General features: G+C 74.4%; 8 protein-coding genes and 1 pseudogene. 7 read left to right on the top strand and 2 right to left on the bottom strand.

The window, feature by feature from the left end:
• Nucleotides 1-15 precede the first annotated feature (15 nt).
• The 5 genes and pseudogenes from ABT354_RS12250 to ABT354_RS12230 all read left to right on the top strand — a co-directional run bounded on the left by ABT354_RS12250 (nt 16) and on the right by ABT354_RS12230 (nt 8,044).
• Nucleotides 16-1,638 carry an acyl-CoA carboxylase subunit beta gene (locus ABT354_RS12250; RefSeq protein ID WP_502983396.1) on the top strand — a complete coding sequence of 541 codons (1,623 nt, stop codon included), beginning with the start codon at nt 16-18 and terminating at the stop codon, nt 1,636-1,638.
• Nucleotides 1,639-1,730: 92 nt separating this feature from the next.
• Nucleotides 1,731-3,617: pseudogene (locus ABT354_RS12245) on the top strand (acetyl/propionyl/methylcrotonyl-CoA carboxylase subunit alpha); the annotation flags it as partial.
• 653 nt (nt 3,618-4,270) lie between these two features.
• Nucleotides 4,271-5,443, top strand: a complete 1,173-nt coding sequence (locus ABT354_RS12240; RefSeq protein WP_351492382.1) for an acyl-CoA dehydrogenase family protein — start codon at nt 4,271-4,273, stop codon at nt 5,441-5,443.
• 241 nt (nt 5,444-5,684) lie between these two features.
• Nucleotides 5,685-7,298, top strand: coding sequence for a 4-coumarate--CoA ligase family protein (locus ABT354_RS12235; protein WP_351492626.1), 1,614 nt, complete (start codon nt 5,685-5,687; stop codon nt 7,296-7,298).
• Nucleotides 7,295-8,044 (top strand): enoyl-CoA hydratase family protein, encoded by a 750-nt coding sequence (locus tag ABT354_RS12230; protein ID WP_351492380.1) that lies wholly within the window; start codon nt 7,295-7,297, stop codon nt 8,042-8,044. The genes ABT354_RS12235 and ABT354_RS12230 overlap by 4 nt, the downstream gene beginning before the upstream one ends.
• 30 nt (nt 8,045-8,074) lie before the next feature.
• Here the strand turns inward: ABT354_RS12230 and ABT354_RS12225 are convergent, their stop codons facing one another.
• The gene (locus ABT354_RS12225; protein WP_351492378.1) at nt 8,075-9,166 is read right to left on the bottom strand and encodes a citrate synthase 2; all 1,092 of its coding nucleotides are present in this window, start codon (nt 9,164-9,166) and stop codon (nt 8,075-8,077) included.
• A gap of 231 nt (nt 9,167-9,397) precedes the next feature.
• On the opposite strand from ABT354_RS12225, the gene pdxH reads away from it, so the two are divergent.
• Nucleotides 9,398-10,144, top strand: a complete 747-nt coding sequence (pdxH, locus tag ABT354_RS12220) for a pyridoxamine 5'-phosphate oxidase (protein WP_502983395.1) — start codon at nt 9,398-9,400, stop codon at nt 10,142-10,144.
• 465 nt (nt 10,145-10,609) lie between these two features.
• On the top strand, nt 10,610-12,007 hold the full coding sequence (locus tag ABT354_RS12215; RefSeq protein WP_351492375.1) for a PAS domain-containing protein: 1,398 nt from the start codon (nt 10,610-10,612) through the stop codon (nt 12,005-12,007).
• Nucleotides 12,008-12,040: 33 nt separating this feature from the next.
• On the opposite strand, the gene ABT354_RS12210 is transcribed toward ABT354_RS12215, so the two are convergent.
• Nucleotides 12,041-12,796: an SIS domain-containing protein gene (locus tag ABT354_RS12210; RefSeq protein WP_351492373.1), complete on the bottom strand. Its 756-nt coding sequence runs from the start codon at nt 12,794-12,796 to the stop codon at nt 12,041-12,043.
• Nucleotides 12,797-13,032 lie beyond the last annotated feature (236 nt).

Raw genomic sequence — 13,032 nt, 5'->3', positions numbered from 1 at the left:
CCCCGGAGGTCCACCATGAGCGACCCCGTACCGCCCGAGCAGCACCCCGTACCGCAGCGGGTCCCGCACGACGACGACACGCGCGCGGGGCGCCGTACCGCCATGCTCGACCGGCTCGCCGCGCTCGACGCCGAGCACGCCAAGGCGCTCGCGGGCGGCGGCCCCACGTACACCGCCCGCCACCGCGCCCGGGGCAAGCTCCTCGCCCGGGAACGCGTGGAGCTGCTGATCGACCCCGACGCGCCCTTCCTGGAGCTGTCCCCGCTCGCCGCCTGGGGCAGCCCGCACCCCGTCGGCGCCTCCGTCGTCACCGGGCTCGGGGTGGTCGAGGGCGTGGAGTGCGTGATCGTCGCCCACGATCCGACCGTACGGGGCGGTGCCACCAACCCCTGGACCCTCAGGAAGATCCTGCGGGCGCACGGGATCGCGTACGCCAACCGTCTCCCGCTGATCTCCCTGGTGGAGTCCGGCGGCGCCGATCTCGACTCCCAGAAGGAGATCTTCATCCCCGGCGGCGCCGTCTTCCGCGACCTCACCCGGCTCTCCGCCGCCCGGATCCCCACCGTCGCCGTCGTCTTCGGCACCGCCACGGCGGGCGGCGCCTATGTCCCCGGGATGTCCGACCACACCGTCATGATCGACGGACGGTCCAAGGTCTTCCTCGGCGGACCGCCGCTGGTCCGCATGGCCACCGGCGAGGAGAGCGACGACGAGTCCCTCGGCGGCGCCGCGATGCACGCCCGGGTCTCCGGCCTCGCCGACCACTTCGCCGACGACGAGCCGGACGCGCTGCGCCGGGCCCGCCGGATCGTCGCCCGGCTCAACCACCGCAAGGCGCACCCCGATCCGCCGCCCGCGCCGCCGCCGCTGCACCCCGCCGACGGGCTCCTCGACATCGTCCCGGAGGATCTGCGGACCCCGTTCGACCCCCGCGAGGTGATCACGCGGATCGTGGACGGTTCGGCGTACGACGAGTTCAAGCCGTTGTACGGGCCCAGCCTGGTCACCGCCTGGGCCCGGCTCCACGGCTATCCCCTCGGGGTGCTGGCCAACGCCCAGGGGGTGCTGACCGGGACCGAGTCCGAGAAGGCGGCCCACTTCATCCAGCTCGCCAACCAGCGGGACATCCCCCTCCTCTTCCTCCACAACACCACCGGGTACATGGTCGGCAAGGAGTACGAACAGGGCGGGATCATCAAACAGGGCGCCCTGATGATCAACGCGGTGGCCAACTCCACCGTCCCGCATCTCTCGGTCCTGCTGGGCGCCTCCTACGGGGCCGGCCACTACGGCATGTGCGGGCGCGCCTTCGACCCCCGTTTCCTCTTCGCCTGGCCCAGCGCCCGCTCCGCCGTCATGGGGCCGCGCCAGCTCGCGGGGGTGCTCTCGCTGGTCGCGCGGGCGTCGGCGCAGGGCAGGGGCGAGCCGTACGACGAGGAGGCGGACGGTGCGCTGCGGGCCGTGGTCGAGGGGCGGGTGGAGGCCGAGTCCCTGCCCGTGTTCCTCTCCGGGCTGCTGTACGACGACGGGGTGATCGACCCCCGGGACACCCGTACGGTCCTCGGGATCTGTCTCTCCGCGATCCACACCGCCCCCGTCGAAGGCGCGCGCGGCGGCTTCGGCGTCTTCCGGATGTGAGGGCCATGACCACGATGGATCACCTGGGCAGGGACGGGGGCGGAAGGACCGGGGCCGGAAGGACCGGGGGCGGGGAGGCGTCCGTACGGGTCATCCGCACCCTCCTCGTCGCCAACCGGGGCGAAATCGCCTGCCGCATCCTGCGCACCTGCCGCGAGCTGGGCATCACCACCGTCGCCGTCCACTCCGACCCCGACGCCGACGCCCTCCACGTCCGCTCGGCCGACCTCGCCGTACGGCTCCCGGGCGCCGCCCCCGCCGACACCTATCTCCGCGCCGGGGCGCTGATCGACGCCGCCCTCGCCGCCGGGGCCGACGCCGTCCACCCCGGCTACGGCTTCCTCTCCGAGAACGCGGAGTTCGCCCGTGCCGTGCTCGCCGCCGGGCTGATCTGGGTCGGCCCGCCCCCGGCCGCCGTCGAGGCCATGGCCTCCAAGACCCGGGCCCGGCGGCTCATGGGCGCCCCCGAGCCGCCCGACCCGGACCGGGTCACCGGGGCCGATCTGCCGCTCCTGGTCAAGGCGGCGGCCGGCGGCGGCGGGCGCGGGCTGCGGATCGTCCGCGAACTCGCCGAACTCCCCGGAGCGCTCGCGGCGGCCCGCGCCGAGGCCGAGTCCGCCTTCGGCGACGGGGAGGTGTTCGCCGAGCCGTACATCGAGCACGCCCGCCATGTGGAGGTGCAGATCCTCGCCGACGGGCGGGGCACCGTCTGGACGCTGGGCACCCGGGACTGCTCCCTCCAGCGCCGGCACCAGAAGGTCGTCGAGGAGTCCCCGGCGCCCGGACTGCCCCCGGCGACCGTCATCGCCGTCCAGGAGGCGTCGGCTGCGGTCGCCCGGGTCGTCGGCTACACCGGCGCGGGCACCGTCGAGTTCCTCGTACCCCCGTCCGGACCGCCGCACTTCCTGGAGATGAACACCCGCCTCCAGGTCGAACACCCCGTCACCGAGGAGGTCTTCGGGATCGACCTGGTGGCCTGGCAGCTGCGGATCGCGGAGGGCCGCGCGCTGCCGCACGGGCAGCCCGCGCCCCGGGGCCATGCCGTCGAGGCCCGGCTCTACGCCGAGGACCCGGCCCAGGAGTGGGCCCCGCGCGGGGGAGTCCTCCACCGGCTCGACGTCCCCGGGGGGCCGGGGCTGCGCCTGGACACCGGGTACGCCGACGGCGACACCGTCCCCGTCCACTACGACGCGCTCCTCGCCAAGGTGATCGCCTGGGCGCCCACCCGGGACGAGGCGCTGCGCCGGCTCTCCGGCGCCCTCGAACGGACCCGGGCGCACGGCCCGGCCACCAATCTCGGCCTGCTGATACGGGTCCTCGGCCATCCCGATCTGCTCGCCGGCCGGATCGACACCGGCTTCCTCGAACGCCACCGGGCCGACCTCGCCCGGCCCGCCCCCGATCCGTACGCCCCGCTGGCGGCGGCCCTCGCCGACGCCACCGTCTCGGCGGCCCGTTCCCGCTTCGGCGGCTGGCGCAATCTGCCCTCCCAGCCTGCGGTACGGCGCTACCGCGACGCGGCGGGCGACACCGTGCACGAGATCCGCTACCGGCACACCCGGGACGGGCTCACCGCCGAGGACTTCCCGGGGGTACGGGTGGTCGGCGCCGCGCCCGACCGGGTCGTCCTGGAGGTCTACGGGGTACGGAGGAGCTGGCAGGTGTCCCGGTACGGGGAACGGGTGCACGCGGGCCACACCGCCCTGACCGCGCTGCCCCGCTTCCCGGAGCCGGGCGAGCGGCGGGAGCCGGGGTCGCTGCTCGCGCCGATGCCGGGCACGGTGGTCCGGGTCGCGGACGGGCTCACCGAGGGGGCCCGGGTGGTGCGGGGGCAGCCGCTGGTCTGGCTGGAGGCGATGAAGATGCGGCATCTGATCGCGGCACCGGCGACCGGGACGCTGAGCGCGCTGCACGCGGTCGCGGGGCGGGTGGTGGAGACGGGGGCGCTGCTGGCGGTCGTCCACGAGGACCCGGACCCGGCCGGGCCTCCGGACCCGCCTGTTGCCGGACACCCGGACCCGCCCCCGGCCGATCCCTGGGACACACCCTCGGCCCCGCCACCGCTCCCGCCCCTGCACCCGTCCTCGGGCCCGGATAGGACCCCGGGCAGGCCCCCCGACCCACTCCCGGCCTCGGCCCCGGATGGGACCCGGGGCACGCCCTCGGCCTCCGAGCCGGCCTCGGCCTCGGAAATGCCTGCGGCCGGACCCCTGGATCCGCCCCCGGCTTCGTCCCTGGGGCCCGACTCGCCCTCGGCCGGGACTCGGGACCCGTCCTCGGCCCCGGATCCGGATGCGGCCCCGGGCGGGCCCCCGGACAGGCCTGCGGTCGGCCCTCCGGGCGGGCCGGGACCCGAGAGGCCGGGGTCTGAGGAGCCCGGATCCCCCCGGGCCGTTTCCGGTTGGTCCATGGCGTCGAGCGGGCGCGTGTCCAGGGAGCCTGGTCCGGACGAGTCGGTGCCCGTAGTGCCCGAAGCCGGACGGCCTGGGCCCGAGGGATCCGTTTCCGGGCGGCGGCCCGTCGCGCCCGGCGGGCCCGGGTCCGAGGGGGCCGTACCCGTACAGCCCGTGGCGCCGCGCGGCGCCACGGATACCGCACCGGCCGCCACTACCGCACAGGGGGAGACGACCGTATGACCACCACCCGTACGCACACTCCGCCCGCCGGAACCCCCGGCGCGGACGGGGAGACCCCCGAGCAGCGGGCGCTCCGGGCCGCCGTCGCCGAGTTCGGGCGGCGGCACGGACCCGGCTGCGACCGGGAGCGGCTCTGGGCCGAGGCGGGCGCCCTCGGCTATCTCGGGGTCGCGGTCCCCGAGGAGTACGGCGGCGGGGGCGCCGGACTCAGCGAACTCGCCATCGTGCTGGAGGAGTTGGCCACCGCCGGCTGTCCGCTGCTGATGATGGTGGTGTCGCCCGCCGTCTGCGCCACCGTCATCGCCCGCTTCGGCACCCCGGAGCAGCGCCGGAGCTGGCTGCCGGGGTTCGCCGACGGCTCGCGTGTCATGGCCTTCGGCATCACCGAGCCGGACGCCGGGTCCAACTCCCACCGGATCACCACCACCGCCCGCCGGGACGGCGACGGCTGGGTCCTCACCGGCCGCAAGGTCTTCATCTCCGGGGTGGACATCGCGGACGCGACCCTGATCGTCGGCCGGACCGAGGACGCCCGGACCGGACGGCTCAAGCCCTGTCTCTTCATCGTGGACCGGGACGCCGAAGGGTTCACCCGTACCCCCATCGAGATGGAGCTGCGCTCCCCGGAGCGCCAGTTCGAGCTGGTCCTCGACGGGGTCCGGCTGCCCGCCGACGCACTCGTCGGGGACGAGGACGCGGGGCTGCTCCAGCTCTTCGCCGGGCTCAACCCGGAGCGGGTGATGTCCGCCGCGCTCGCCATCGGCACCGGCCGCCACGCGCTGGAGCGGGCCGTCCGGTACGCCCGGGAGCGCCAGGTCTGGGCCACCCCGATCGGCGCCCACCAGGCCATCGCCCATCCGCTCGCCCGCAGCCACATCGAACTCGAACTCGCCCGGCTGATGACGGCGAAGGCCGCCCGGCTCCATGACAGCGGCGACGACACGGGCGCGGGCGAGGCGGCCAATATGGCCAAGTACGCGGCGGCGGAGGCCTGTGTCGCCGCCGTCGACACGGCGGTGCACACCCTCGGCGGGAACGGCCTCACCCGGGAGTACGGCCTCGCCGCCCTGGTCACCGCCGCCCGGGTGGCCCGGGTCGCCCCGGTCAGCCGCGAGATGATCCTCAACTACGTGTCCCACCAGTCCCTGGGTCTCCCCAAGTCGTACTGAGAGCCGCGATTCTGAACCCGTTCCCGTGAGTCCACCGCGCGTCCGCTCCGAACGGCGAGGAGACCCCGAGGTGTCCACCGAATCCACCGAATCCACCGCCAGTGAGTCCACCGAATCCAGCGAGGCCAGAGGGTCGGCCGAATCCAGCGAGGCCGGAGAAGTCACAAGGGCTGGAGAAGCCGCAGGAGCCACAGGGGTCGCAGGGGCCGCAGGGGGGCGCGGCGCCGGGCCCGCCGACGGCATCCACCGCAGCCGCTACCCGGACGTGGAGCCCGTCGCCGTCCCCCTCCATGACGCCGTCCTCGCCACCGCCGCCTCCTACGGCGACTCCACCGCCCTGATCGACGGGCTGAGCGGCGCCACCGTCAGCTACGCCGAACTCGACCGCGCCCACCGCCGGATCGCCGCCGCCCTCGCCGACGCCGGGGTCCGCAAGGGCGATGTCCTCGCCCTGCACGGCCCCAACTCGGTGCTCTACCCCGCCGTTCTGTACGGGGCGAGCCGCGCGGGCGCCACCGTCACCACCGCCCATCCGCTGTCCACCGCCGAGGAGCTGGCCCGGCAGCTCAGGGACTCGGGCACCCGCTGGATCGTCACCGCCGCGCCGCTCCTGGAGACCGCGCGCCGCGCCGCCGAACTCGCCCCCGGCATCCAGGAGATCTTTGTCTTCGACCGGGCCGAGGGACACCGGGGCATCCCCGGAATGCTCGACTCCACCGCCCCCGAACCCGTCGTCGCCGTCGACCCCGGGACCGATGTCGCCCTGCTGCCCTACTCCTCGGGCACCACCGGCACCCCCAAGGGCGTGATGCTCACCCACCGCAACCTCGCCACCAACCTCGCCCAGTTCCAGCCGATGCTGTCCATGGCACCCGGCGACCGCATCCTCGCCGTCCTGCCGTTCTTCCACATCTACGGCATCGCCGGACTGATGAACGCGCCCCTGCGGCACGGCGCCACCGTCGTCGTCCTGCCCCGCTTCGAGCTGGAGTCCTTTCTCGCCGCCGTCGAACGCCACCGGATCACCGCGCTCTATGTCGCCCCGCCGATCGTGCTGGCCCTGGCGAAACACCCCGCCGTGGACCGGTACGACCTCTCCTCGCTGGAGTACCTGATCTCCAGCGCCGCCCCGCTCGACGCCGCCCTGGCCACCGCCTGCGCCACCCGGCTCGGACTGCCGCCGATCGGCCAGGCGTACGGGATGACGGAACTCTCCCCGGGCAGCCATGTCGTCCCGCTGCACGACCGCACCGCCCCACCGGGCTCGGTCGGACTCCTCGCCCCCTCCACCGAGATGCGGCTGCTCTCCCTCACCGACCCGGCACGGACCGTGGGACCGGGCGAGGAGGGCGAGATCGCCATCCGGGGCCCCCAGGTGATGAAGGGCTATCTGGGCCGCCCCGAGGCCACCGCCGAGATGATCGACGCCGACGGCTGGCTGCGCACCGGCGATGTCGGCCGGGTCGACGCGGACGGCTGGCTCTTCGTCGTGGACCGGGTGAAAGAACTGATCAAGTACAAGGGGTACCAGGTCGCCCCCGCCGAACTGGAGGCGGTGCTGCTCACCCATGAACAGATCGCCGACGCGGCGGTGATCGGACGGTACGACGAGGACGGCATGGAGATCCCGTACGCCTGTGTGGTCCGCCGCCCGAACGCCGCCTCGCTCACCGAGGCGGCGGTGATGGCCTATGTCGCCGCGCGCGTCGCCCCGTACAAGAGGATCCGGCGGGTCTCGTTCGTCTCCGGTGTGCCCCGAGCGGCCTCGGGCAAGATCCTCCGGCGGGAACTCAGAAAGCTGGACAGGCGGCCCGGCCCGGACGGGCCGGGCGACCGGGAGGACGGCACACCATGACACGACGGGTCGCCATCGCGTACGAGCGCGGCGTCGCCACCCTCACCCTCGACTCGCCCGACAACCGGAACGCGCTCTCCGCGCGGCTGGTGGGCGAGTTGGCCGGGGCGCTGGAGGAGTGCGCCGCCGACACCTCCGTACGGGCGGTCCTGCTCACCCACACCGGCCCGGTCTTCAGCGCGGGCGCCGACCTCAAGGCGCCGCCCAGCCCGTACACCTTCGTCGATCTGCTGCGGCGGATCGTCACCCTGCCCAAGCCGGTGGTGGCCAGGGTCACCGGCCGGACCCGCGCGGGCGGGCTGGGACTGCTGGGCGCCTGTGACATCGCGGTGGCCTCGGCGACGGCGGACTTCGCCTTCACGGAGGTACGGATCGGGGTGGCCCCGGCGGTGATCTCGCTGCCGCTGCTGCCCCGGCTCGACCCCCGGTCGGCGGAGCGCTACTACCTCACCGGGGAGACCTTCGGCGCGGCGGAGGCGGCCCGGATCGGACTGCTGACCCTGGCCGCCAGAGCCGGTACGGAGGGGGTGGACGAGGCCCTCGCACCCATCCTGGACGGGCTGCGCCGGGCCTCGCCGCAGGGGCTGGCCGCCGCCAAGGAGCTGGTCACCGCGCGGGTGCTGGAGGCGTTCGAGCGGGACGCGGAGGATCTGGTGCGGCGCTCGGCCACCCTCTTCGCCACCGCCGAGGCCCGTGAGGGCATGACCGCCTTCCTGGAACGGCGGGAGGCGGCGTGGAGGCTGTAGCCCCCGCGGAGCCTCCCGCCGGCCGGACGGTCAGCCGGTGAACCCCGGGATCCCGCGCGGGTCGCGCGTCCCGGGCCCGGTGTAGCGGGCCGAGGGGCGGACCAGCCGGCCCGTGCGCTTCTGCTCCAGGATGTGCGCCGACCAGCCCGCCGTACGGGCACAGGTGAACATCGAGGTGAACATGTGCGCCGGGACCTCGGCGAAGTCCAGCGTGATCGCCGCCCAGAACTCCACATTGGTCGCGAGCACCCGGTCCGGGCGGCGGTGGTGCAGCTCCTCCAGGGCCGCCCGCTCCAGTGCCTCGGCCACCTCGTACCGGGGCGCCCCCAGCTCCTTCGCGGTGCGCCGGAGCACCCGGGCGCGCGGGTCCTCGGCCCGGTAGACCCGGTGGCCGAAGCCCATCAGCCGCTCGCCCCGGTCGAGCGCGCTCCGGACGTACCCCACCGCGTCGCCGGTCCGCTCGATCTCCTCGATCATGCCGAGCACCCGGGAGGGCGCCCCGCCGTGCAGCGGCCCGGACATCGCGCCGACCGCCCCCGACAGCGCCGCCGCCACATCCGCCCCGGTGGAGGCGATGACCCGGGCGGTGAAGGTGGAGGCGTTCATGCCGTGCTCGGCGGCCGAGGTCCAGTAGGCGTCCACCGCCTTCACATGACGCGGGTCCGGCTCCCCGCGCCAGCGGATCATAAAGCGCTCGACCACCGACTCCGCCCGGTCGATCTCCCGCTGCGGCACCATCGGCAGCCCCTGGCCCCGGGCGCTCTGGGCGACGTACGACAGGGCCATCACCGCCGCCCGCGCCAGATCCTCCCGGGCCCGCTCCGCGTCGATGTCGAGCAGCGGCCGCAGCCCCCACACCGGGGCGAGCATCGCCAGCGCGGACTGCACATCGACCCGGATGTCCCCGGAGTGCACCGGGATGGGGAAGGGCTCGGCGGGCGGCAGCCCCGGCTCGAAGGCGCCGTCCACCAGCAGCCCCCAGACCTGGCCGAAGGGCACCTTGCCGACGAGGTCCTCGATGTCGACGCCCCGGTAGCGGAGGGCGCCGCCCTCCTTGTCGGGTTCGGCGATCTCCGTCTCGAACGCGACGACTCCTTCGAGACCGGGCACGAAGTCGGACATGAGCGCTCCTCACGATGGATACGGCGGGCGGCACGACGTACACGTACACGGATCCGGATCCGGACGCGTATGACGCGTATACGGACAGGGATACGGGTACCCCGGCGGCCGGAACAGGATTTTGACCGGTTCGCCCGGTGCGGGGAAGCGTGAGAACCGGCACACTCCGGCTACCCACTCCGGGAGGATTAACCGCATTCGACGGGGGGCACACTGCCTCCCTGCGGCAGGATGGGCGGTGTGACCGACGCCGCCGCCCCGAAGCCGACACCGGATACCGACCCCCTGGCCGATCTCCGGGCCGACCCGCAGGTCGACACCCGGGCCGACACCCCGCCGGACCCGGCCGTGATGCGGGAGCAGTACCGCTCCACGCCGCTGCTGGAGACGGAGCTGGCCGCCACGCCGATGGACCAGTTCGCCCGCTGGTTCCTCCAGGCCACCGCCGCGGGGCTGCCCGAGCCCAATGCGATGGTGGTGGCGACCGCGACCCCGGACGGCCGGCCCTCCACCCGGATGGTGCTGCTGAAGCGGTACGACTCCCGGGGCTTTGTCTTCTTCACCAACTACGACTCGCGCAAGGGCCGGGAGATCGCCGCCAACGACCGGGTCTCGCTGCTCTTCCCCTGGCATCCGATCGCCCGCCAGATCGTGGTGACGGGCCGGGCCGCCCGGGTGGGCCGGGACGAGACGGCGGCGTACTTCCGCAGCCGTCCGCACGGCTCCCAGCTGGGCGCCTGGGCGAGTGAGCAGTCGACGGTGCTGGGCTCCCGGGGGGAGCTGCTGGAGCGGTACGAGAAGCTCGCGGCCCGCTATCCGGAGGGGGAGCAGGTGCCCGCGCCGGCCGGGTGGGGCGGCCTCCGGGTGGCGCCGGAGACGGTGGAGTTCTGGCAGGGGCACGAGAACCGGCTGCACGACCGGCTGCGGTACGTGGCCGAGGGCGAGGACGGCTGGCGGGTGGAGCGGCTGGCTCCCTGAGCCCCGTACGCCCGCCCGGGGTCCTCCGTCGGGGTCGCCCGGGCCCTTCTCGCGGCCGCCCGGGCCCTTCTCGGGGTCGCCCGGGAACGCAGGCGACCCGTGGGCCTGCTTCTCCGCCGTACGTTACGGAGAATGCCGGTCGGATGGCCGGCGGCCCACGGGTCGGGTGACTGCTGGATTGCGGCGGGAGGCCCGCCGACTGCACTAGGAGTGCGACGACGGGCCTTTAGCCCGCAGCCACCTCACGCATCCGAGAATCAACCACTTCCGGATCACCTCCTTTCGTCGTGTGCCCTCACGGTAGAACCGGTCCCCCGGAAGGCTCAAGCGAATTATTTCGGCCGTTCTGGCACCGTTCCACGGCCAACGAGGGGCCGGATACCGGTGTGTCGTGCGTCACGCTCCAGTTGAATAGGCCCTGACGTGCGAGAACGCACACACCGTCGGGCCCTGGGGGGCAGGGGAATGAGTGCTTCTAACGGTGAGCCGGTGCTGGCGGCGGCGCATGCGGGGGCGGAACTCCTCGCCGCGCTGCTCGACGGCATGGACGCCGCCCTCTGCGCCCTCGACGCGGACGGCGTGATCACCCACTGGAACCGCGAGGCCGAACGCGTCCTCGGCTGGAGCGCCCGGGACGCCGTCGGGCGGCGCGGCTTCGCCGGGTGGGCCGCGCGCTCCGCCGACGCCGGGCGGACCACCGAGCGGCTGCTCTCCGCCATGCGCCGACCGGGCCGTACCGTCCATGAGTTCGCGCTGCTGCGCAAGGACGGCGGACGGGTGCTGGTACGGGCCCAGTCCGCGCGGGTCCTCGGCGGCGACGGCGAACCGGCGGGGGTCTACTGCGCCTTCACCGAGGTCCACGCCCAGATCGATCTGGAGCGGTCGATCGCGCTGAGCGAGGCGCTGTTCGAGGACGCCCCCTGGGGGGTGGTCCTGGTCGATGTCGATCTGCGGCCCACCGTGGTCAACGCCGTCGCCGCGCGGGCGCTGGGCACGGGCCGTACCCCGCCGCTGGGCCGCCCCCTGGGCGAGCTGGTCCTCCAGGGCGTGGACGAGCTGGAGGGGGCGCTCCAGCACACCCTGTCGGAGGGGGTCCCGCGCGGGATCACCGAGATCTGGGTGGCGCTGCCGGGGCCGGACGGGGAGCCGGTACGGCGCTGCTGGCGCAGCGGGTTCGTCCGGCTGGCCTCCCCGCTGGCCGAGCAGCCGGTGCCGCTGGGCGTCGGGTGGCTCTTCCACGATGTGACCGAGGCCAGGACGGCGGAGCAGGAGGCGGACCGGCTGCGGTTCCGGGCCAGCCAGCTGCACCGGGCGGTCCGGGCGGCGGGGGAGTGCGAGGACCCGATGGAGGCGGCGACGGCGTACGCGGACTTCGCGCTGGCCGGGTTCGCCGACCATGTGCTGATCGATCTGGTGGAGCCGGGTACGGCGGAGGGGGCGCCGGTCCGGCTGGTGCGGGCGGCGGCCACCCCGGCGCCGGCGCCGGGGCCCTGTGTGGCGCTGCCGGGGGGCGGGATCCCGGCGCGCTATCCCCGGGGGCATCCGGCGCTCCAGGCGGCCGACCGGACGGGGTCGCTCCGGGCGAGCGCCCCCGAACCCGAGCACCCGGGTGCTTCGGCGTCCCCGGGTGCTCCGGCGGAGGGGGCCTGGGCCCGGGACCGCCGGTGGCCGCCGGGGACCGCGCACGCGCTCTGCACCCCGCTGCGCTCCCGGGGGCGTCCGCTGGGGGTGCTCACCTTTCTGCGGGCCCGGCCCCGGCCCGGCTTCGACCGCGCGGACGCGGTGCACGCGGAGAGCATGGCCGCGCTGGTGGCGGCGGCCCTCGATCTGGCGGGGGCGGGCCGGGAGCCGCGCGAGCCCTGACGGGCCCGCGCGGGGGGCGCGGGGGCGCTGGGGTCAGCGGTTGTAGAAGATCCGGTCCCCGTACTCCCGCATCACCCGGCCGTTCCACTCGTGCCCGCCGTCGACGTTCCCGGAGCGCAGCAGCGGCGGCTCGATCCCCCGCGCCACCAGCCGCTCGGCCGCCGTCGCCAGGGTCGCCTGCATCAGCGCGCTGGTGACCACGGTGGAGGCGGGGGCGAAGGGCGCCTCGATGCCCTCATGGGTCAGCTCGGCGTCCCCCACGGCGATCTTGGAGTCCAGGACGATGTCGCAGTGGTCCTTGAGGAAGGTGCCCGAGGCGTTCCGGGGGGTGGTGCCCTCCGTGTACGCCACCGAGGTCACCCCGATGACGGTGATGCCGAGTGCCCGCGCGTTCATGGCCAGCTCCACCGGGAGCGTGTTCCGCCCGGAGAGCGAGATGATCACCAGGAGATCACCCCGGCGCAGCGGGCTGGTGTCGATGACCGCCGCCGCCAGTCCCTCGACCCGCTCCAGCGCGGAGCCCAGCGTCGCGGGCATCACATCCACGCCGACCATGCCGGGGATGGCCAGCAGGTTCATCAGGGCCAGTCCGCCCGCGCGGTAGACCACGTCCTGCGCGGGGAGCGAGGAGTGCCCGGCGCCGAAGGCGAAGAGCCGTCCGCCCCCGGTCACGGTGGCGGCGATGGCCTCCCCGGCGGCGGCGATGTTCTCCGCCTCCTCGTCCCGTACGCGGTGCAGCAGACCGATCGCGGCGTCGAAGAACTGACCGGCCAGCTTGCTCTCGCTCATCATTGAGCCCTTTCCCGTGGTGCGGTTACGCGGATCGGCGCGCGTGCCCGGATGGGTGTGGAACGGTGGGGATGGCAACCGGGTGGAAACGTGTTGAACCGGATGGAACCGCATGAAATATGGAGCGCGCCGGGGCATCCCGTGGCGTCGATCACGTTGCGGTCTGGACCATTGCGCTGTCAATACGGCCCGCGATTCGGCCCGCGATCCGGCCCGGGAGAGCTGTTTCCCCCTGG

Origin of the sequence: Streptomyces sp. NPDC000594, assembly GCF_040299965.1 — a bacterium.
Lineage (GTDB): Bacteria > Actinomycetota > Actinomycetes > Streptomycetales > Streptomycetaceae > Streptomyces.
This window is presented reverse-complemented; position numbering and strand designations above follow the sequence as displayed.